Source organism: Nitrospira sp. Vd2 (genome assembly GCF_979581665.1).
In genome coordinates this window covers 1-19,366 of the sequence record NZ_CEFZSK010000002.1, presented here as the reverse complement: position 1 = coordinate 19,366, position 19,366 = coordinate 1, and the positions used below count along the sequence as shown (strand labels likewise).

19 protein-coding genes are annotated in these 19,366 nt (G+C 61.5%); 10 read left to right on the top strand and 9 right to left on the bottom strand.

Annotated elements, in window-relative coordinates; genetic code table 11:
• Positions 1-58: 58 nt before the first annotated feature.
• The gene (locus AC1U7K_RS00880; RefSeq protein WP_480248930.1) at positions 59-4,903 is read right to left on the bottom strand and encodes a multicopper oxidase domain-containing protein; all 4,845 of its coding nucleotides are present in this window, start codon (positions 4,901-4,903) and stop codon (positions 59-61) included.
• A gap of 356 nt (positions 4,904-5,259) precedes the next feature.
• On the opposite strand from AC1U7K_RS00880, the gene AC1U7K_RS00875 reads away from it, so the two are divergent.
• A complete protein-coding gene (locus AC1U7K_RS00875; RefSeq protein WP_480248929.1) occupies positions 5,260-7,077 on the top strand; it encodes an APC family permease in 1,818 nt (605 codons plus the stop codon).
• Position 7,078: 1 nt separating this feature from the next.
• A complete protein-coding gene (locus AC1U7K_RS00870) occupies positions 7,079-8,137 on the top strand; it encodes a PKD domain-containing protein (RefSeq protein ID WP_480248928.1) in 1,059 nt (352 codons plus the stop codon).
• A 251-nt stretch (positions 8,138-8,388) separates the two neighbouring features.
• On the opposite strand, the gene AC1U7K_RS00865 is transcribed toward AC1U7K_RS00870, so the two are convergent.
• The 6 genes from AC1U7K_RS00865 to AC1U7K_RS00840 all read right to left on the bottom strand — a co-directional run bounded on the left by AC1U7K_RS00865 (position 8,389) and on the right by AC1U7K_RS00840 (position 12,841).
• A complete protein-coding gene (locus tag AC1U7K_RS00865; protein WP_480248927.1) occupies positions 8,389-9,318 on the bottom strand; it encodes a hypothetical protein in 930 nt (309 codons plus the stop codon).
• A gap of 141 nt (positions 9,319-9,459) precedes the next feature.
• Positions 9,460-9,729: a hypothetical protein gene (locus tag AC1U7K_RS00860; protein WP_480248926.1), complete on the bottom strand. Its 270-nt coding sequence runs from the start codon at positions 9,727-9,729 to the stop codon at positions 9,460-9,462.
• A 117-nt stretch (positions 9,730-9,846) separates the two neighbouring features.
• On the bottom strand, positions 9,847-10,764 hold the full coding sequence (locus AC1U7K_RS00855; RefSeq protein WP_480248925.1) for a YihY/virulence factor BrkB family protein: 918 nt from the start codon (positions 10,762-10,764) through the stop codon (positions 9,847-9,849).
• Between the two features lie 28 nt (positions 10,765-10,792).
• Positions 10,793-11,416, bottom strand: coding sequence for a hypothetical protein (locus AC1U7K_RS00850; protein WP_480248924.1), 624 nt, complete (start codon positions 11,414-11,416; stop codon positions 10,793-10,795).
• Entirely contained in the window at positions 11,413-12,366 is a 954-nt protein-coding gene (locus AC1U7K_RS00845) for a DUF748 domain-containing protein (protein WP_480248923.1), read from the bottom strand. The genes AC1U7K_RS00850 and AC1U7K_RS00845 overlap by 4 nt, the downstream gene beginning before the upstream one ends.
• Before the next feature lie 208 nt (positions 12,367-12,574).
• Positions 12,575-12,841: a hypothetical protein gene (locus AC1U7K_RS00840; protein WP_480248922.1), complete on the bottom strand. Its 267-nt coding sequence runs from the start codon at positions 12,839-12,841 to the stop codon at positions 12,575-12,577.
• Between the two features lie 392 nt (positions 12,842-13,233).
• Between AC1U7K_RS00840 and AC1U7K_RS00835 the strand changes: the two genes are divergently transcribed.
• The 7 genes from AC1U7K_RS00835 to AC1U7K_RS00805 all read left to right on the top strand — a co-directional run bounded on the left by AC1U7K_RS00835 (position 13,234) and on the right by AC1U7K_RS00805 (position 16,852).
• Complete coding sequence (locus AC1U7K_RS00835) at positions 13,234-13,551, top strand: hypothetical protein (RefSeq protein ID WP_480248921.1); 318 nt, start codon at positions 13,234-13,236, stop codon at positions 13,549-13,551.
• A 289-nt stretch (positions 13,552-13,840) separates the two neighbouring features.
• Positions 13,841-14,533, top strand: a complete 693-nt coding sequence (locus AC1U7K_RS00830) for a hemerythrin domain-containing protein (protein ID WP_480248920.1) — start codon at positions 13,841-13,843, stop codon at positions 14,531-14,533.
• An 88-nt stretch (positions 14,534-14,621) separates the two neighbouring features.
• Positions 14,622-14,906, top strand: a complete 285-nt coding sequence (locus AC1U7K_RS00825; RefSeq protein ID WP_480248919.1) for a hypothetical protein — start codon at positions 14,622-14,624, stop codon at positions 14,904-14,906.
• A gap of 30 nt (positions 14,907-14,936) precedes the next feature.
• Positions 14,937-15,251, top strand: a complete 315-nt coding sequence (locus AC1U7K_RS00820) for a hypothetical protein (protein WP_480248918.1) — start codon at positions 14,937-14,939, stop codon at positions 15,249-15,251.
• A gap of 3 nt (positions 15,252-15,254) precedes the next feature.
• The gene (locus AC1U7K_RS00815; protein ID WP_480248917.1) at positions 15,255-15,674 is read left to right on the top strand and encodes a phage holin family protein; all 420 of its coding nucleotides are present in this window, start codon (positions 15,255-15,257) and stop codon (positions 15,672-15,674) included.
• Positions 15,638-16,243: an ElaB/YgaM/YqjD family protein gene (locus AC1U7K_RS00810; RefSeq protein WP_480248916.1), complete on the top strand. Its 606-nt coding sequence runs from the start codon at positions 15,638-15,640 to the stop codon at positions 16,241-16,243. The genes AC1U7K_RS00815 and AC1U7K_RS00810 overlap by 37 nt, the downstream gene beginning before the upstream one ends.
• A 27-nt stretch (positions 16,244-16,270) precedes the next feature.
• Positions 16,271-16,852, top strand: coding sequence for a mechanosensitive ion channel family protein (locus AC1U7K_RS00805; protein ID WP_480248915.1), 582 nt, complete (start codon positions 16,271-16,273; stop codon positions 16,850-16,852).
• Between the two features lie 27 nt (positions 16,853-16,879).
• Here AC1U7K_RS00805 and AC1U7K_RS00800 read toward each other — a convergent pair whose 3' ends face one another.
• The gene (locus tag AC1U7K_RS00800) at positions 16,880-18,415 is read right to left on the bottom strand and encodes an aKG-HExxH-type peptide beta-hydroxylase (RefSeq protein WP_480248914.1); all 1,536 of its coding nucleotides are present in this window, start codon (positions 18,413-18,415) and stop codon (positions 16,880-16,882) included.
• 18 nt (positions 18,416-18,433) lie between these two features.
• Between AC1U7K_RS00800 and AC1U7K_RS00795 the strand changes: the two genes are divergently transcribed.
• Complete coding sequence (locus AC1U7K_RS00795; protein WP_480248913.1) at positions 18,434-18,730, top strand: hypothetical protein; 297 nt, start codon at positions 18,434-18,436, stop codon at positions 18,728-18,730.
• A gap of 46 nt (positions 18,731-18,776) precedes the next feature.
• Here AC1U7K_RS00795 and AC1U7K_RS00790 read toward each other — a convergent pair whose 3' ends face one another.
• Positions 18,777-19,283 (bottom strand): bifunctional nuclease family protein, encoded by a 507-nt coding sequence (locus AC1U7K_RS00790; protein WP_480248912.1) that lies wholly within the window; start codon positions 19,281-19,283, stop codon positions 18,777-18,779.
• Between the last annotated feature and the right edge of the window lie 83 nt (positions 19,284-19,366).

The following is a 19,366-nucleotide window of genomic DNA, read 5'->3' as shown; positions in this document are numbered from 1 at the left end:
CCGATGGAAAAAAAAGGGGGAGCCGCACGGCTCCCCCTCGTTCAGCCCACGCAAGCCGTTACTTCGACGCGACGGGAATCGCGTTGATCTCCGGCTCGCCGGCATCCGCTTTCTTCGAGCCCGCGACCGCACCGCTCAATGGGAGCAAGCGCTGATCGCCAGCCGGCAACACGCGCAGGTAGCCCCACTGGCCTGACTGTGAGTACGGCAACCGCTGGTTGCTGTACACATAATCGCCGGCCAAGCGGTATACGCCGCCCGCGGACGGAAGGAAGGCGTCGATGGCCTCCGAGCCGGAGAACTCGACGACGCTGATCTGGTCAGCTCCGCGCATGAACGGCTCGATCGGCCATTCGTGCTTCTCGACGCTGAACATCTGGTTCTGCTCGTTGTTCGCACCGAACACGTGGATACGGACCGGGTCTCCGGCATGCGCCTCGATGATCGGCGTCACCGGATCTTCCGGCTTGTCGGCCGTGCACGGCTGGAACATCTTACCCAACGAGCAGCCGGCTTCCTCGCGGTACTTGTACGGCTCCGACCGATAGTTCACCCCGGTCAGGCCGGCCACGTTCTGCACGTACGGCATGAAACTCGTGCCGATGATGTTGTCCTCGTCTTGGAAGAAGAGGGCCGCATCCCGATAGTTGGCCCGCATCTCGTTGCCCGGAATCGACCGATCGACGATCACGTCAGCGACCCAGCTGTTCTTCGTCGAGATGTCGGCACCGGTCTTCGGGTCGCGATACTTCGAGCCCTTCGGCCCGATGATCACCGCGCCGAACAACCCGTTCCGCGGATTCACCATCACGTTGCCCCAGTCCCACACCAAGGATGACGCTTCACCTAGGAACGGGTCCGCGTAATAGGTGTAGGTCCGGCTTTCACCCGGTGCGACCGTTTGGTCGCCCGGATTCCGACCCACGTTCGCGCCCAGGGAATCCTTCGGGTCGAACGCAAGGCCGATCGCCGAGAACGAGGCTTTGCTGCCCTTCATCTTGTTCTTCAGGTTCACCTTGATGCAATCGCCCACATTCGCACGCAGGGTCAGCGGCATCGGCTGCATCCCTTCGGCGACGCGCGTCACATCCTCCTCGAGCGCGTAAATCTTCGCGTCGGGATTCGTGATCTGGATCTTCCGCTCGAAGTCCACCTCGATCGACTCGGGCGCCTTCGGGTTGAATTTCATCGAGGGATAATCCATCGCGACGACGTTGAACGTCCTCACGGGGGCGTCGGCCGGACAGATCGGCCGCGCTTCCGGAATTTCGTTCCGTCCCGAGTAGCCGGCCGGGAGCTTCTGCAGGTCCGGCTGCTCCTTGTCGTAGACGCGCACGATGCCCCAGCCGCCTTCCGAGAACTTCGAGGACCGGCCATTGAAGTGGATGTAGTCGCCGGCCTGCAGCCTCGGACCGCCGGCCTGCGGGACCACCAGATCGTAGCGCTCCGCGATACCGATGTGCATCGAGTACTTCCGGTTCGCATCGCCCGCATAGCGCTCCGAGAGGAACGTGTGACCGGACAGCGTCCACGTCATCGTCTCGTTCATGAGCGTATGCAGCAGCCGGAAGACCATCGTATCGCCGACATAGGCCCGCAGCAGCGGGGTGTCGGGATCGCCGTGGATCGCACTGTTGAAGAGCTGCGAGGCGTCCGGGTTGCCGGCCAACCGCTGCGCGATCGGCTCGGCCCGGAAGTTCAACCCGCTGCCCGTCGTATGCGTGCCGCCGTTCAGGAACGGCATCGGCGACATGTACAGCTTCTCCGGCATCATGAACGACACGGTCTTGCCGGCCTCCAACGCGACTTCCACCGGCTGACCGGGCGGATTGCCCGCCGTCACAATGTTGACTGTGTGCGGCACCGTGTCGTGTACCTGCACCATCAACTCGCGGAAGCTGCCGTTCACCCCATAGCCCACCGGCTCGGAGGTCCGGATATCGGCGATGGGGCCGCTCCGGATTTCCTTGCCGGTCTTGGGATCGTGATACGTCGAGCCGACCGGCTCGACGATCAGCGTGCCGAACCCGCCGTGCGGCCACGTCGTGGCGCCGAACGCGTGGTCGTGCCAGAAGACCGTCCCGACGTCCGAGTCCGCCCACAACCGCTGACGGACGAATTCGACCGTCACGATGTCGTTCGTCGGGTGATCGAATCGCAGCGGCTTCTGCAAGGTGATCGTGTTGCCCTTGATCTCCTTGATCCGCTGCACCTCGTTGCCCTTCACGTTATCCGCACCGATCAATATCTCGGTGTTCGGATGATACTGCGCCGCGTTCTTCACCTGGATCGTCCGCGCGCCCTTCTTCGCCGCGGCGGTGACCACCGTGTTCATCGGCGCCGGCAGGCCCTTCTTGTTCTTCTTTTCCAGCATCGTGAACGGCCGGACCGACTGCTCATAGGAGAAGCCGGTGATGACGCCGTCCGACGCCGAGTTGTCGAACTGCAGGAAGTGCGGGTGGATGTTGATCTTCGAGGATTGGAAGTTCGTGTAGTCGTCGTCCTCCCACTCGCTCGTCAACATCCAATCGACGCAATCGTAGATGTTCGCACGATAGACCAACGGATATTTCAAATCGTCGTTGGCCCGAATCGCGGCTTCTTCTTCATGCAAGACATAGATCAACCCGGTGGGATCGACCACGGGCGGCTCGTTGCCTTGCTTCTTCGCCATCGTGATCGGGAGCTTGATGAAGTGGATGTTGTAGTACTTGCGCCCGGCGTTCTCCGGACACAAGCTCCACCGGCCGTTCTCCCCCGGGATGGCATTTTCCGCGGTGCGTTCGCCGTTCTCATCGACATGGATCGGCTCCAACCAAGGCGCGCCGACGTGCCCCGGCGAGAACATGACGCGCTTGCCGAAATGCGGCGTCAGATGCGGCCAGGACACTTTCCCGGTGGCGGGCTCGAACATGATCGCCCGACGCTGCCCCGGGGTTTTGGATTTGTATTTCGGATTGTCAATCGTGCTTTCCTTCTCCGACATCGCACGGTTGCCGTTCCACACCCAATCGAGCACGGTGGCATCATAGGAAATCGTCTGCCCGCGCTCGTCGTCCTTGTGACCGGGCTTACCCTGCGGCGGCAACTGCATCTCGACCCAATCCTTGATGTTCACGACCGCCGGGTTGCCCTTCCAGACGGACTTTCCCTTGTCGACGATCTTGAACATTTTCCCAAACCAATCGACCGTCCGACCGACCAATTGATCCGAGGTCACCGGCGCCTTGATGCGACCCTTGCGGTCGGGCAGCTCGCGGAGGTCCGGCATCGAGTCATTGTGCAGATCACCCTGTTGAATGGTGTTGTACACGCGCCAGTACCCCCACATGCCGGCCACATAGTGGTGCGCCACGTGACAGTGGAAGAGGAAGTCCGCCGCCACCTGCTGGCACAGACCCGACCCGCACTCCGTCTCCAGATCCAGTGCTTCGGACGGGCCGATCACTTCGACGTCCACCCGGTCGGTCTTCGCGCGGATCACCGGATATTTCACGGGGCCGTTCTTCGCCGCGTGCCACAGGGGCATCTCGTCAATGGCACGCGGGCTGCGCGGCCATCGAATCGAGCCGCCGTGCGGATGGTGCGAGTGGAACACCTCGGAGCCACCGTGCACGAGCCGGAATTTCGCCGGGTCGCCGATGTACGACCGCGGGATCGTGGGGGACGGATCGCCGAAGGTATAGGAGCTATACCCCATCGACTCATCCTCGAACCCGAAGTACTCGTGCTGCACGTGCATATTATTGATACCGAACGGCTCGCTCCGATAGTTGATCGCGCGGCCACCCGGGCGATACGCATCGGTCAACGGATCGCGCTGCGGCAGGAACTCGCCCTTCTTGTTCACCGGGCGGAACGCCTCATCGCCGACTTCGTGATAGATCAGCACGAACTCGCGGAAGTCCGGGCCGGTTCCATTCTTAATGATGGTTTGCCAGCCGCTTCGTTGCGGCGTCGGCTCCCCGCTCCCGAGAGGCTCAAAATATTCCGACCCCTTCGGCTCGACCACGAACGTCCCGAACAAGCCCATCACGGTCAGCTCACGATCGTTGCTGTAGCTATGGAATTGCCGCCCACCCTCTTGCGTGTTGGGATGGATGTACCACTCCATTTCGACCGTCTTGTTCTGCGCGACAATCGAGTCGGGATTGGTCGTCGTCGCCGGCTTGCCGGTGGCGCTGACCACCATATTGGAGCCGTGGATATGGAGACTCACGTCTTCGCCGCCCTCGAGCTTGTTTTCCAGCTTGATCTTGATGCAATCGCCCTGATTGCCGCGGATGACCAGGGGCTGAATCCACTGGGCCTGCACGCCGGGCAGCACCGCACCCGGATCGAAGCCTTCCTTTTCCCGGGCGGCCTTGTTCTTGGCCTCTTCCTCGCGAATCTTATCGAGGTCCTCGGTCAGCGCATACATGTAGCCGGGATAATAATCGAGCCATTGGTTCAGCGTGATCTCGACGTTGATGGCCGAGATGTCGTACTGACGGACCGGGGCGTGAGCGGGACAGCGACCACCGGCCGACACGGGTTCCGTGCGCGGGTCGGACATGAGCAACAGGTCCTGTCCGCCGGCTCCGTACTGGTGGAGCATCGACATGGAGTTGTACATGCCGGTGCTCACCTGCTGAGCCTGCGGATCGTTCATGATTTGATGCATGATCCGCTCGTGCTGCTGCTCGACCATCGCCGCACGCTCCGGTCGCCCTTCGATCGTATCCTCGACGACCGTCTGGCCTTTGAGCTTTTCGGCCCAAGCGGGGGTCGGCTGGGTCGAAGCGTGCTGTGCGTGGGTGCCGGCCGATTGAGCCGACACGGTGATCGGAAGCCACAAGAGCGCTCCCGTCGCTGCCAGGCCGAGCATTCGACCGAGACAACGATGCATTAGATGATGATACATGGACCGGCCTCCTTACATTATGGATAGAGAGGACTGATGAAGTTGACGCTACACCGGCAGGCTGCTCACTCTCGCACTGAACCGAGTATCCGTTCCGTTTGCTGGGAGATCGACACCTAGAGGGGCTTAACGATACTCAACTTGCCAGGCTCTGTCAATGCGTAATTTTTGCAGTGATCGTCGGCTTGTCAGACGAATAGCGGTGAGCGGCGTCGACGAAAATTAGTCGTGCCACTTCCCGCGAAGCAGGAGCCACCACTTCACCGCCCTCCGTGAGCCGCGACCTGCCGTCAGCAGAGCCGCTCCGAGGCGTTCGAGCCTTTACAGTCGTCACCGCTCTTGTGCGATAATGCGCCATGGTGCTTAAGCGCTGGTTAGTGGGGCCGGCCCTCAAGACCACGCAGGCGGCGCACGAACGACTCTCCAAGCGCCTGGCCCTGGCCGTCTTCTCCTCCGATGCCCTCTCCTCAGTCGCCTACGCCACTGAAGAAATCTTGCTCGTGCTCGTCCTGGCCGGCACGGCCGCCGTTGCCTGGTCCATTCCCGTCAGCCTGATGATCGTCGGGCTCCTGGCGATCCTGACGATGTCCTATCGCGAGATCATTTTTGAGTACCCGGCCGGGGGCGGCGCCTACGTCGTCGCGCGGTCGAACCTCGGAGAAATGGCGGGGCTGACCGCGGCAGCCGCTCTCGTCATCGATTATGTCCTGACCGTCGCGGTCAGTGTCGCCGCCGGCATCGCGGCCCTGACGTCCGCCTTTCCAGGCCTCTTTGCACATCGTGAAGCCCTCGGCCTGCTGGCGATCGTGATCGTCACGCTCGTGAACCTGCGCGGCGTCCGGGAGTCGGGAAAAATCTTTGCGATCCCCACCTACCTGTTCATCGGCTCGGTCCTCCTCATGATTGTCGTCGGCTTCGTGCAAATGCTATTGGGAAAGACGGACGCCACACCGATGGCTGCGGCCGCCCGAGGCGAAGCGGAGGCTTTGACGGTCTTCCTTCTGCTTCGGGCCTTCTCATCCGGGTGTACCGCGTTGACCGGCGTCGAAGTGATTTCCAACGGCGTCTCGGCGTTCCGGCGACCGGAATCGAAAAATGCCGCCACGACGATGCTCATGATGGCGGGCGTCCTCGGGACGCTCTTCTTGGGAATCTCGACGCTGGCGTATCACTATGGGGTTCTGCCGAAAGACGATGAGACCGTCGTCTCCCAAATCGCGCGGATCGCGTTCGGCGGCGGCCCGCTCTACTACCTGGTCCAAGCGTCGACGATGGCCATTTTGATTTTGGCGGCGAACAGCAGTTTCAACGGATTTCCCCGCTTGGCGTCGATTCTCGCACGCGACGGCTACATGCCGGCCCAAATGAAGAATCGCGGCGACCGGCTGGTCTTCTCCAACGGCATCATCTTACTGGGCCTGTTCGCGTGCCTGCTGATCGTCGCGTTCCGCGGCGAGACGCACGCGTTGATTCCGCTGTACGCGGTCGGTGTCTTTCTCTCCTTTACATTGTCGCAAGCCGGGATGGTGAAGCACTGGCTCGTCAAGGGTGGACGGCATTGGCGCAAACGCCTCATGATCAACGGACTGGGCGCCGTCACGACCGGCATCGCAACCTTGATCATCGCGGGAACGAAATTCGCGCATGGCGCCTGGATCGTGATCGGCCTGCTGCCGCTGATCATCACCTGGTTCCGTTCGGTGCACGCGCACTATGTGGCCGTTGAACAACAGATCGCCTTGAGCCGCGACCACCGGCCGCCGCAACCGAAACGCAACACGGTCATCATCCCGATCAGCGGCGTCAACCGGGCCGTGCTGCGCGCGCTCGACTATGCCCGAAGCCACGCGAGCGATATTCGAGCGGTGCTGGTTGACGTCGATAAGGAGGACACCGCGCTCACCGAGATCAAGTGGGCGCAGTGGGGATGCGGCGTACACCTCGTGGTCCTGCCCTCTCCATATCGCTCGGTGCTCGGGGCGCTGCTCGACTATATCGAGGAGTTGCTGCACAAGGATCCCGAAGGGTGGGTGACGGTCGTGATTCCGGAAATTCTTCCTGCCCGCTGGTGGCAGAACATTCTGCACAACCAGCGGGCGCTGATGCTGAAGGCCGCCCTGCTCTTCAAAGAACGGGTCATCCTGACCGATGTGCCCTTCCACCTGGAGCGCTGACATGGCCCGCACGCAGCCGACCGGTCTGCCCGCCCTCCTAGCTCTCTCTTTCATGATGGTGACGGCGGCCGTGTGGGCAGCCGGCGCAGGATCGGCGCAGGCCTTCACGATCCTCACTCCCACTGCAGGGGCAACGGTCAAAGCCGGTGAGCCGACGCCGGTCAAGGTGGATCTCGGCCACGATACCGGCGTCGTGCAGGTCCGTTATTATTGGTACGGCGAATTGGACGATACGCTGGTCGAGCAAGAGGACCCGACCGCGATGGGGTCGATCGTGGCCGCCGCGTCGTTGGTCTCAACCGCCTCCAGTGATCCGCCCTACGGGGGAAGCTTGCCGGTGCCGAAAGACGGCATCGGGCCGATGCGATTGCTCGCGGTCGCCGAGATCTCGCGCGGCCGTCTGGGCGGCCGGACGGTGTTCGACGAGATCGTCGTGACGGTCGAACCGCCGGCCGAGCTCACGGCGATCGAATTCGAAACCGATAAGCCGCTGCGTCTCGGGCGTGCCGGACAGAGCGCCGATTACGGCCACGTCGATTCGCTGGGGAAGATTTTCGACCTGCCGGTCGTCGGCATCTTTTCCGATGGTGTGGTGCGCAACATCCGCACCCCGGGAACCGGGACGAGCTATCGGTCCTCAAATGAGAAAGTCATCAAGGTCCACCCGCAAGGCTTGCTCCAGATCGTCGGCAACGGACGCACGACGATCACCGTGGAGAATCGGGGCAAGCAGGCCGACTTGGACGTGATTGTCGAGGTCAACGACGAACCGAACGAACTCCCAATCGCCGACGCGGGGCCGAATCGCGTCGTCAAGGCGGGCACCCGGGTTCAATTGAGCGGCCTGAAGAGCCGCGATCCCGAGGGCGAAGCGCTCTTCTATGCCTGGAGTCAGGTACGGGGGAGCAAGGTGGCGCTTCTGGATCCCAACATGCCGGTCGCCTCCTTCGTCGCGCCGATGGTATCCGACAAGCGGCTGTATCGGTTCAAACTGCGGGTGAGCGACCGGAAGGGCGCGGAAAGTCTGCCGGCCTACGTCGATGTCGTCGTGGAACCATAGTTCTTGGCGCGCGATTCATCCGAGTTCCAATGCAAGAGCAATGGCGCGCCAGACCTACCAACGGGCAACGCGACAGGTCCATACCGTTTGCCAAGTAATGCGCTGTAGCGCGCCAGAGTCACCCACCGGCAGTGCCGACGGGCGCCGAAAGAGGTGTCGCGGGGCGCGACGTAAATTGCCGAAATCGAGTATACAGCCTGCGAAAGAGCGGTCTTGGCGGGCTCGACGCCTTTGCACATCCTGCTCTGATTTTATCTTAGGTACTTCGAGATCTGAAACACGTCGATGGTGAAACGGCCACCGTAGGTCGGGCCATTGTCCCGCCCGTTGATGCTGTCGTTCCACGCTTCGAATGTGACGAATGCCACCCGCAACAACGCGGACCCGAATCGTTCCTCGATCGAGTTCCCTGCGGTATTGACGAAGAGGCCCGAATCGACCGTGAAGGCAAATTCGAACTCCCACAACGGATGAAACGGGTCTCCGGTGTAATCGCCGACGCTCATTGAGACCTGCGCCAGATAGGACATCGGCTTGACCTCATGGTACGCGGCACCCGGCCAGATCCGGCTGTAGCGGCCCATGGCCGAGAAGCGAACCGAACGCGCAATGGGTGCCCACGCTTCCGGCGACGTCTCGGACAGGCCGAAGAGGTCCGCGATCGGGAATCTCCGAATCCCGATCCTCGCATACGCTTCCTGATACAACGATCCTAGAGAGAAGCCGCCTCCGGCGAACCCCGTTCGCTGATTTCGTAGCAGCGTCGCCCAGCGCGTTGCGGACCCATCGATCATGAAGTCGTTCGCCTCGCGCGTCGCGTCGACGGGAACCGGCTTGAAGCCGAGCCACCGATGGACGCCTTGGTTCTGGAGCGCGTTGGTCGGCTGATCTCGTGTGGGTCCCGCTCCCACCGTGACGTTCGTACTCCAGTCCTTCCATCGCTCATAGTGTTCGCTCCAGCTAATGGTCGCGAAGTTGAAGCCGGACGATTCCCGAATGGCGTTGAAGCGCTGTCGGTCGGAATTGAATTCCGTGAACCGGTTCAAGGTCAGCCCCGTATCGAGCAGCCGACCTTGGTCCGGATAGGAGATGGCGCCCCAATGAACGCTGGGAGCCGGCGATTCGGCCATTGAGGGAGCGACGGCGGCGACGAGCGTGACAACCAACAGGACGAGCAGCATCTACCGGTCACGGACAATCCAAAGCACGAACCGCGGATGGTAGCATAGGGATTGTACGGGGCGGTAGATCGAGGATCGAGGAGGGCGGTCAAGACGGCTCCATCCTTATCTAGTTTCCCTATAAGGATGGAGCCGGGCGAATCAGGACATGGCGCTGTCGTTCACACTGATCAGGTAATCGCCAAATCCCGGCGACCACAGGGTGATAGTGCCGGTATGGCTGAGACGGTCGATGGCCAAGAACAATTGCGCCCAGTTCGCCTCCGGCAAGAGGCGTCCCAGTTGATCCAAGGTCTGCGTGCCGTGCTGGCGCAGAACTGCAATCACCCATTCATCAACAGACGGCTGGCTGTGAATCGCGGATGGCTGATCAATCGGACCGACGGGGACATCGACTGTCGGGGTTATCATAGCGTGCTCCTTCTTGTTCTCTTTTCACTCGACTAGCGGATAATCTTTAAACCGGTTTCACCAAAGACCATATCGGTCCACGACCCTTTCGGTTGTGCAACGGAAGCCTACAGGCTTCTACTGTGACCCGACCTTTCGAAGTGGCCGGGGCTGCTGATATTTGTCGGCCTGTGCGGCGGCCGCGCGCTCGATTTCGGCGTTGATTTCACCTCCGAGTAGCAACACCATGCCCCCCAAATAGAACCAAAGCATGAGCACGATGACGCCCGCGATCGAGCCGTAGGCCTTGTTGTAGTTGCCGAAATTCTCGACATACAGTTTGAAGCCGAGCGACACGAGCAGCCACAGCAAGACCGCGGCGACGGACCCCGGCGTGACCCACCGCCAGTCCTGTTCGACGTTGGGCGAGACGTAATAGATGATCGCCATTGCGATCAGCATGAGGACGATCACGACCGGCCACTGCAAGATCAGCCACAGGGATGTAAACAGCCAGCCCAGGCCGACGATATCCGCCACCCACCGACCGATGTGCTCGCCGTAGAGGACCAAGGTAATCGACACAATGATGAGCCCGGCCAAACCGACCGTGAGCGCGATGGCGACGAGGCGGACCCGCCAGAACGGCCGCGTCTCGGGGGCGTCGTAGACGGCGTTCAACGCCTCCATGATCGCCGTCATGCCGCTCGACGAGGCCCACAACGCGCCGAGCAGCCCAAGCGACAGGATATCGCCCCCGCTGCCCTCGACGACTTGCTGCAGATATTTTTCCACGAGCGTCAAGGCTTCATGCGGCAGGACGGTTCGGAGGTAAGCCATCAGTTCGGGCATCACGCGTTCAACAGGAAAGAGCCCGAGCAGGGCGGTAAGAAACAGCAGCGCCGGAAAGAGCGCGAGCAGGAAATAGTAGGCGAGCTGCGCCGCGCGGCCCAGCAGCTCGTCCTCTTGGCTTTCCAACCACACGCGCCGCGCGAGTTCCTTGACCCCCAGTCCGCCGAGCTTCCACGGATTTCGGACGGGGGACGCACTGGTCATCGACGCCGCTGAAGAATCAGTCGCCATGTCACGACAGCCCGTGCTCCTGGCGCTCGAGGCCAGGGAGGATCGCCTGGGAAAAGGCGTTGCGGATCAGATTGGCGAGGACTTTCCACGTATCGGCGCGGGGAGTACGGACGGGCCCGCCGATATCGGTTTTCGTCGCCATTTCATCCCGCGGTTGATTTGAGAGCAGAGCGGTGATGCCGTCCACCACGCCTTCGTACGCTTGCTTGAAGAGGGCTTTGCCCTCGTCCTGTCGACGGTTGTACACATCGACGTCCTTGAAGAGCGGCTTCACGTAGCCGTCCACCTTTCCGTCTTTCACCCTCAGCTCGCTAAAGAACGAAAACTCCCCCTCGGCCACATCAAAGTCGCCATAGGCTCGGAAAACGTCGTTCATCGACCTCAACTCCGTCCTCATGATTTGGACGTCGAGATCGAAGTCGGGTGACTTCCTTTCCGGCCGAAACGTCCCCCTCACCGTCGCGGCCCCGCTGCCCATCAGCATGCCGCGGAGCCGGACGACAGCCGTCCCCTCCTCCAGCCGATTGCTGAAGTTCTCGATATACACGTCCGCCCCGGTCACGTAGACTCGATAATCCGGATTCGCCTCTTGGTTGACGAACCCGAACTCGCTGTTCTCGATCATCCCTGCCGGATCTTCAGGACGAGACCGGGCCGATTCATCGTGTCCTGAGCGACATCAAGGGCTTTCTTGCCTTTGCGCCGTGCCGGCTCGCTGTCCCCCTCGTCGACGTAGTCCAACTTCGCATCTTTGAGGGCGAGTGATCGCAGATCGACCCTGGTCATCCACGGTGAATACTCGAGCAAACCCTCTGCCGACGCCACCCCTTGGCGAAGTTGCACGTGGTACCGGCTGAGGACGCTCGCGAACTGACCGAGCGGTAGACCGTGCAAGGCCACCTCCGCGTTCACGGCGGGATACGGAGTCGCGAACAGGTTGGCGCTGCCGTCGATGCGAATACGACCTCCTTCGTCCAGCTGCGCCTCGAGATGCACATCGGATGGATAGTCGTCCGGCTTCGCTTTCACGTTTTTGACGTTTGTCACATGGAGATCGACCGGCTTCAGCCGAATCGGCGTCGCGGCCCGATCGTCCAGGTATGTGATCTCGGCTTCCGTGACCGTGAATTCGTTGATCGTCATCGGATAGATGGATTCGACGACCTCCTGCCATCGCCGTCTCACCTCGGCCTTGTTTTCTTGGAGATCCTTCTTGGCTTCTTTCGCTTGCGCCCGGGTCCACTGAACAACCGGGCGTTCCACGCGATGGTCACTGACGAGGTTGCCGGAGAGCAGATTGCGCCAATGAATTCCCGCGACCCATTTCGGGATGCGGGCGATCGGTGGGTCGGGATGCTCTTTCTGCCGGAAAGTCACATCTTCGAGCTCCACGCCGAGTGTCACCAGACGAAGATTCAGATTACCGATGTGAAACGTGTAGCCCTCGACTCGCTGGTTCCACTGTCCTTCGAGATAGCGGCGGAGCGGCTCATCAATGAACGTGAACGTCAGCAGGAGCAAGAGGACAAGTCCAGCGACGAGTGCGACGGACCATGCGGCAACTCGTTTCCACATAGCGGAGAACCAGCGGTCAGGAGCCGGGACGGGCGGAAGGAGCGGGTGACGGAGCGGCGCACGCCGGTGTGTGCGATGAGCGCATGCCGGCAAAGCGAACCATACTACTGCACTACCACGGCGGAGCAAAACCGCTTTGCCGGCGTCTGCACCGCGACGAGACGCCTTCAGGCGCTCCACGGCGCAGACGCGCTCTTCGCGATCTCGCTTAGGCGACCTTCGCCAATCGCGACGCCTCGGCGCGCACCTGATTGGCCATGCGATTGCTCAAAATAACCGGATCGACGACCTCGCCGCATTGAATGCAGCGGTCGGCTGTGAACTCGAGCTGACCGGTGTCGTCGAGCAGATCGATGCATCGCTCCGCGACCATCAATCCGCCACAACGAGAGCACCGCTCCTGCATCAGTGAGCGGCGGCTTGTGCCCACGACGACTTGCATCCGTTCGCTCACGCTTTCCGTCTGTGCCGCCATCTCGCACCTCCTCGTGATTGGCGAAGTGAAGCTTTCCCGATGCCAATTGCAAGTGCCGCGCCGCCGATCGATGACACATCTCAGACGAAGGGCCAGAGATTGCCGAGTGCCGCGGCTTTTCAGCGAGGAAGCGGCATTTCGCTTCGCCGCCGGCAAGACGCGAACAACCCATTTTCCGGCACTCATGATGCGGTCGTCGGCGTTCACCATTCGAACACCTTGTTCTATTCAGGGACAGTCCGTCCGACAGACGATCCCTTCCGTACGCCTGGGACTGTCGCTGGGCAGGGGAGAACGTTGACGCAGTGACACGACCGAGGCTGATGGTGGTGCTCACGTGCCGACCGATACGATCGGACCCAGAGTCACTCCGGATGATGGAGGAAATCGTGATGCGTATGAGATCACTTCTGTCGATGTGCGGTGTCGTGCTGGCCGGCTCCCTGCTGCAGGTCCAGCTCGTCGCGGCCGAGTCCGGACAGGCACGCGGGGAAGGGAAGACGCCCGCCCAACAACGTTCGGCTGAGAAGAGCCAGGGAAAGATCCAACAGCCGCAGGATTGCGATGAGATCAAAGCCGGCACCGGCGGAGGCAGCGAGGAAGCGGCGGCGAAACAGGAGTGTGTGCGATCGCAGCATCTCGGGGCCGGAACAGGAACGAGCTCAGGAAGCGGATCGGGGAAAATGGGGTCTGGGAGCGGGCCGCGCTAAGGACGCCATGTGCCCAAGGCGGACAAGGTGTTCGTCGCTCGTTCCCTGCGAAGTTTCAAGGTATTGGGAGTGAGCGACGGCAAAACGGGTCCTCGGCATCCCAGTCAGTCATAGGACGAACCGGGCAGCGAGGGCCGAACACCCAGCCGTGATGACCTTGATATTTCACGCGATCCACTCGGCCGTGCTCGCCAGTGAACCTGGTCGCTGCGGGTCCATGGCTTGCAGTCCGACGAGGCAGGACGCGAATCGAATGACCTGTCGTTTGTCATTCCGATGAGGAGGACCTATGCCTGATCCCAAGAAACAACGAGCCGGACGAAAAGGCGGACAAACCGTCAGCAAGGACCGCGCGCACATGGCAGCGATCGGCCGCAAGGGTGGTCAGCGTTCTCGAATCAAGCGCGCCTCGCAGAAACAGGAGACGGCGTCGGAGCACGCGAGCCAGCAGACGGTTCCATCGTCGCCAGTGCGTGAAAGCATGAGCGGCAGCCATGACGGTCATGTTGAACGCACCGGGGGCGAACATGCTATCGAGCTCCTGAAGGCGGATCATGAACGTGTACACAGTCTCTTCGACGATTTCGAAACCGCCGGTGGGGAGGACAAATTGAATCTGGCCGACAAGATCATGCGTGAACTTGAGGTCCACGCCGCGATCGAAGAAGAGATATTTTATCCCGCCTTCGAGGCGAAGGCCGATAAGCACGGGAAAGATCTTGTCGCCGAAGCGCGCCGGGAACACAAAGGCGTGAAAGAAGCAATCAAGGAACTCCGCGACATGGCGCCCGATGGTGAGGCGTTCGAAAGCAAATTCCACGAGATGATGCAGGACGTTCAGCATCACGTGGGCGAAGAGGAAGGCGAGATGTTTCCGGCCGCCGAAGAAGCCCTGGGCGAGGCGCTCGAAGAATTGGGCACCGAGATGCAGAAGCGCAAAGAGGAGCTCATGGAGAGTCTCACGAGCGGCATGATGCATTGAGGACCGCCGGGAATGGGTCGTGCTCGAGCGGTAGGTGAGCGGATTGTGTGCGAGCGAATTGTGAACGCTTCGAACAAAGGGTAGTTCCGTGGACCAGACGCGTAGCGAGGCCCGTGAATCGGAACGAAGGAAGCGGCCGTCCGCGCGTGGTCGGCTCGCATGGTCGGCACTGTCGGGAAGGCCGCTTGCGGCACTGGTCCTGTTGGCCGGCATTGTCGCACTTGCTCATTCTCCGGACGTTGACGATCACGGACGAGCCCTCGGCAAAGAACGCGTCAAGTTGGAATTGTTCATGCCGAGTGCGGCCGTCGCTTCTCAGGAGTCACCCTGTGCGAAGCAGACGGGACAGGACGACAAGTCGCCGCCACGGTAACAGGGGGGAAAACGTATGGAGCAAGAGCGGATGCAGAGAGAACCGTCTGCAACGTTGAACGTCGGAGACGCCGCCGGGAGAGCGGACCGTGCGACGAAGAGTGCCGGTGAAGCCGTCGAAGCGGCGGCGGTCCGGGTGCGCGAGCACTTGCCGCAGGAAGGCCGGCTCGGTGCCGTCGCGGGGAAGTTCGCCGACACGCTGGAACAATCGGGAGCCTATCTCCGCCAGGAGGGACTGACCGGGGTCCTGGATGATTTAGAAACCTTGATCCGGAGGTATCCGGTGCAGGCGCTGTTGCTCGGCGTCGGCATCGGCTATGTCCTCTCGCGCGTTCGCATGAGGTAAGCCATGATCGGCGACGGACCAGATCGACGCCCGCCAACATTCGCCTCATTGCTCTCCGGCTTGGTTCAGGACATCAAGATTCTCACGCTCCAGGAACTGCGCCTGGCGAAGAATGAAGTCCAGGAGGAACTCGGCAAGGCAAAATCGGCCGCCGCATCCATGGGGATCGGGATCGCACTCGCTGCGGTGGGAGGCCTCCTCCTGATTCTGATGCTCGTCCATTTGCTGCAAGCGCTGACTGACCTCCCGTTGTGGGCCTGCTATGGGATTGTCGGAGGGCTCCTCGTCGGCGGCGGGGTCGCGCTGCTGTTCCGCGCGAAAGAGCGAGCCGGCGCAATTCACGTCCTCCCGATACGGACCTTTGAAACGATGAAGGAGAACGTCGCATGGATCAAAGAAGAGGTGACATCGCCGCGGATGTGAGCGACATCGTCCAGACCCGCAACGCGATCAGCGACAAGCTGGAACTGATCGAACGGCGGATCGAGGAGACGGTTCAGGGCGCCAAACTGTCGGCGGAGGAGTTGGTGGATCGCGCACGCGATGCCGCCGACGAATGGCTCGGCAAGACCAAGCAGAGCTTCGACCCCACGTATCAGGTGCACCAGCATCCATGGTTGATGATTGGAGGCGCCATCGCCGTCGGGTACGTGTTGGGCCTGTTGGAAGCGAGAGCGGTCGGACCGCGCCGTAGCGGCAGCGGTGTCTATCCGTATTATCCGCCCGGGGCCGAATCACCGGGCGCGATGCCGGCCGCTTCGAGTCAATCCGGCATGACCAATATTTGGGACAGCGTCGGCCGCGAGCTGTCCGCGGAAGTGGAGCATGCCAAGGAGGCGTTGATCGACGTCGGCCGCACCTTCATCCGGGAGCTATTTCAACAGCTCATCCCCGCGATTGGCGCATCCCTCGGGCTCCCGCCGTCGGAGCGGCGCGTGGGGGGCACGGATCGGAATCGGCAGCGCTACGGAGCCGACTCGCATCTGGGTTAGCGTCTCCGGCCGGAGGCAGCCGAGACCGTGGAACATTTCGTCGACCATCTCGTTCGGAAGATCGTCGAGGTCGCCCCGCAGGTCGGCACCGGCGTGGTCATCCTCCTCCTCTTCTGGGCGGCCAGCATCCTCATCCGTAAATTGATCTCGCGTTTGTGTGAGAAAGCCGACTTCAACACCTGTGTCGTGCTCAAGCTGGCCGGACGCACCGCCTCCATCGGCACGTTGGTTTTCGGCGCCGTCACCGCGCTCGGCACAATGGGCATCAATGTCTCAGCGCTCGTCGCCGGCTTGGGTCTCACCGGCTTCGCCCTCGGCTTCGCGCTCAAGGACGTCCTCTCCAATTTCATCGCGGGCGTGTTGATCCTCCTGTACCGCCCGTTCAATGTGAATGATTACATCACGGTGTCGGGGCTCGAAGGCGTGGTCACGGAAGTCGACCTTCGCTACACCAGCCTCGAGAAAGAGGGACAGAAGTACCTGATCCCCAATTCGGTGCTGTTCACCAACACGATCGGCTTGATCGAAAAGAAACGCGGCGCCGCGAAAGAAGAGAAGACGGCCGACGAGGTGGCCTTTTCACGAGCATCGGGATATGAAGGCCGATAACGACGGCGGCACCCCGATGGATTCGCGCTAAGAACGCCACCGATACAGCTTGGCCGCTCGCGCCAACTCGTCCCGGTGCCGACGCAGCGCAGCGCCATAACGCGAACAACTCACCTCCGCCTCATACGGCGCAGTCCGCTTCTCCGTTTTCTCGATGTGCCCCTTCAGCTCATCCACCAACCGGACACCGGACCTCGTGAGCCACTTTCTCGCCGCCACGCGGTCGAGGTCTTCCAGCGAGTACTGAACCGACGCGATTTCTTCCCGACACCGTGCGCGGGCTCGGAGGATCTCAGCGGGCGATAGCAGATCGGTGAGACGATCGGCGTGCGACGACAGGCGCTCAAAAAGGATCGCGCCCATGGTGAAGGTAAACGTGGCGTGCAAGATACCACGGAGCGGGCGCAAACTGCGGCGCCAGGGCGAGTAGAAGATTTCCTGGTTGTGATCGCCGCGTAGCAGCACGGCTTTTCGCAGGAGCAGATTGAGATGGTGATGGCTGTTCTCGTGGATCAGATCATCGATCAGATCGAGACGGTTCCGGTCGAAGCAATTGATGAACGACAACCCGGGGCGATGGCGGTAGCTGTAGCTTACGACGCCGCGTGCCTTGATGGGCACGAGATGGGTGGTGAGAGCGAAGAAGTTCGACGCGCCTTCCGGCCAGGCCCGCTCGATGACCTCAAGTGCGCGTCGCATGCGCCGGGAAAGCGCAGGGGGGGACGGAACGACGCGAGCCGGGACGCGGTGGCGGTCGTAGACGACCGTCGGCCCGAGCGTGACAGCCGCCTGCCGGCCGGCCACAATGATAGCCGCCGTCCTGATGTGCCAATATCGGTCGTCGTACCGATGCTCGCGGCATACGGGCACTCGAAGACCACCGACCGACAGGTGCACCTCGTTCTTTGACAGCTCGATCGTGCCGTACCTGGCCCCGGTCAACGCGCGACGGGTCGCCAAACGCGCAGTCAGCCAGCGGCCGTCCAGGCCCCACGGAATCGCCATGGCCGGATCGCCGCATTCGAAATCAGGACCGAGCGACATCCGCACGTTCCACTTCCGCCGTCCTCCCTCCTCGCTCGACTGAGAGGCCAAGCCCGGCACGAGGAACAACGCTTCGCCGATCACCTGATCGTTCAAGCGCTCGCAGAGCGCTCCGAGTCTACGCTTCAGGCCTCGATGGTCGGGCGCTCCTGCCGGAAACAGCTCGTCGAGATAGCTGTTTTCGTAAAACTGCTCGACGCACGCGGCAAAAAACGACTCCGCGAAGCCCTGCGCATCGCGATCGGCTCGCAACTGTTCGGCCGCATCGAGGAAGTACACGAGATCGTTCAATCCTTCGATCAAGCCGACGACTCTCCAGTGGGAAAACTCCTCGGGCTTCAGCGCCCGGGCGAGCGACCGGAAATAGCTGATTGGAAATCGACGGGCGAGCAAAGCCGTTCGCGCCAGAGCCGCCAAGTCCCGGCACAGATCGAGCAGGAGCGCGCGCATCGTGGCGCGAAATTCAGCCAGCAGCGAATCCAAGAAGACCCGATCGAAGAGAGGAAACTGTGCTAGCATGCGGCAGGAGGGTCAGACATGGCGGCGGTCTTCTTCATCGCGTGGCTCGCATTCCTCGCATGGCCGTCAACGGCGCGTGCCGACAAACCCTGTGACGATTATCCGGCCGATCAGCGCCATCGGTGCGAGCAGCATTGGAAGCAAATCAACAAGGATGCGGAAGCCGAAATGGCGGCGTTCGGACTTCGGCAACTGGAGCGCCGGCAGAACGGCACCATCACAGCGGAACAACACCTGAGCGAGAATTTCGCGTTTATCAAAGCATCCGGCGAGAAACGGCTGCGCCTACTTCAGGAGCGGATGAGCGGCCGTTAATCGTCATGGTCGACCGCCGTCAGAACAGGAATTCCGTCTTACGTCCTCACAGCGTCAGCGTCTTCGATTCTTCCATCACCTTCCCGGCCGAATCGAAGAGATCGCGGGCGACCACGATAGGCGCCTTGAAGTGAATGGCCAGCGCAATGGCATCCGATGATCGGCTGTCGAAGACCTTGGTCGTGTCGTTCATCACGACGGTCAGAGCCCCGCGGTAGATACCGTCCTTGAGCGTGATCACCGTCTGGGTCACCTTGCCGCCAAATGAATCCAAGATCGTGCGCATGAGATCGTGCGAGAGGGGCCGGCTCAGCTTTTGACCCGTCAGCGCGGCTTGAATCGACCCCGCGACCGTGGCGTCCACGAAAATGGGGATGACTTTGTTCTCATGCCGAAGCAAGACGACCGGACCATGATCCGACAGTCTGACCTCGAGGTGCTTGATTTCGATCTGCCCGCTGGGCTGGCTCTCGCTTTGAACCGGCGAGCCGGACAGCAGCAGGCAGAGGCTCGCCACCACGCTCAGGACACTCAAGGACCGCACTGCATCCATGGTTCCCTCCTTTAGCCGCCACTCTCTCGGACACTAGTGTCCTGTCTCTGAAGTACGTGGAATAAGTTGTGCATTGGTGGTGT

What these genes read in the sequence shown, in the direction of transcription:
- AC1U7K_RS00880 (WP_480248930.1), bottom strand. Translation starts at nt 4,903, where the DNA reads ATGTATCATCATCTAATGCATCGTTGTCTCGGTCGAATGCTCGGCCTG.
- AC1U7K_RS00875 (WP_480248929.1), top strand. Translation starts at nt 5,260, where the DNA reads ATGGTGCTTAAGCGCTGGTTAGTGGGGCCGGCCCTCAAGACCACGCAG.
- AC1U7K_RS00870 (WP_480248928.1), top strand. Translation starts at nt 7,079, where the DNA reads ATGGCCCGCACGCAGCCGACCGGTCTGCCCGCCCTCCTAGCTCTCTCT.
- AC1U7K_RS00865 (WP_480248927.1), bottom strand. Translation starts at nt 9,318, where the DNA reads ATGCTGCTCGTCCTGTTGGTTGTCACGCTCGTCGCCGCCGTCGCTCCC.
- AC1U7K_RS00860 (WP_480248926.1), bottom strand. Translation starts at nt 9,729, where the DNA reads ATGATAACCCCGACAGTCGATGTCCCCGTCGGTCCGATTGATCAGCCA.
- AC1U7K_RS00855 (WP_480248925.1), bottom strand. Translation starts at nt 10,764, where the DNA reads ATGACCAGTGCGTCCCCCGTCCGAAATCCGTGGAAGCTCGGCGGACTG.
- AC1U7K_RS00850 (WP_480248924.1), bottom strand. Translation starts at nt 11,416, where the DNA reads ATGATCGAGAACAGCGAGTTCGGGTTCGTCAACCAAGAGGCGAATCCG.
- AC1U7K_RS00845 (WP_480248923.1), bottom strand. Translation starts at nt 12,366, where the DNA reads ATGTGGAAACGAGTTGCCGCATGGTCCGTCGCACTCGTCGCTGGACTT.
- AC1U7K_RS00840 (WP_480248922.1), bottom strand. Translation starts at nt 12,841, where the DNA reads ATGGCGGCACAGACGGAAAGCGTGAGCGAACGGATGCAAGTCGTCGTG.
- AC1U7K_RS00835 (WP_480248921.1), top strand. Translation starts at nt 13,234, where the DNA reads ATGCGTATGAGATCACTTCTGTCGATGTGCGGTGTCGTGCTGGCCGGC.
- AC1U7K_RS00830 (WP_480248920.1), top strand. Translation starts at nt 13,841, where the DNA reads ATGCCTGATCCCAAGAAACAACGAGCCGGACGAAAAGGCGGACAAACC.
- AC1U7K_RS00820 (WP_480248918.1), top strand. Translation starts at nt 14,937, where the DNA reads ATGCAGAGAGAACCGTCTGCAACGTTGAACGTCGGAGACGCCGCCGGG.
- AC1U7K_RS00815 (WP_480248917.1), top strand. Translation starts at nt 15,255, where the DNA reads ATGATCGGCGACGGACCAGATCGACGCCCGCCAACATTCGCCTCATTG.
- AC1U7K_RS00810 (WP_480248916.1), top strand. Translation starts at nt 15,638, where the DNA reads ATGGATCAAAGAAGAGGTGACATCGCCGCGGATGTGAGCGACATCGTC.
- AC1U7K_RS00800 (WP_480248914.1), bottom strand. Translation starts at nt 18,415, where the DNA reads ATGCTAGCACAGTTTCCTCTCTTCGATCGGGTCTTCTTGGATTCGCTG.
- AC1U7K_RS00795 (WP_480248913.1), top strand. Translation starts at nt 18,434, where the DNA reads ATGGCGGCGGTCTTCTTCATCGCGTGGCTCGCATTCCTCGCATGGCCG.
- AC1U7K_RS00790 (WP_480248912.1), bottom strand. Translation starts at nt 19,283, where the DNA reads ATGGATGCAGTGCGGTCCTTGAGTGTCCTGAGCGTGGTGGCGAGCCTC.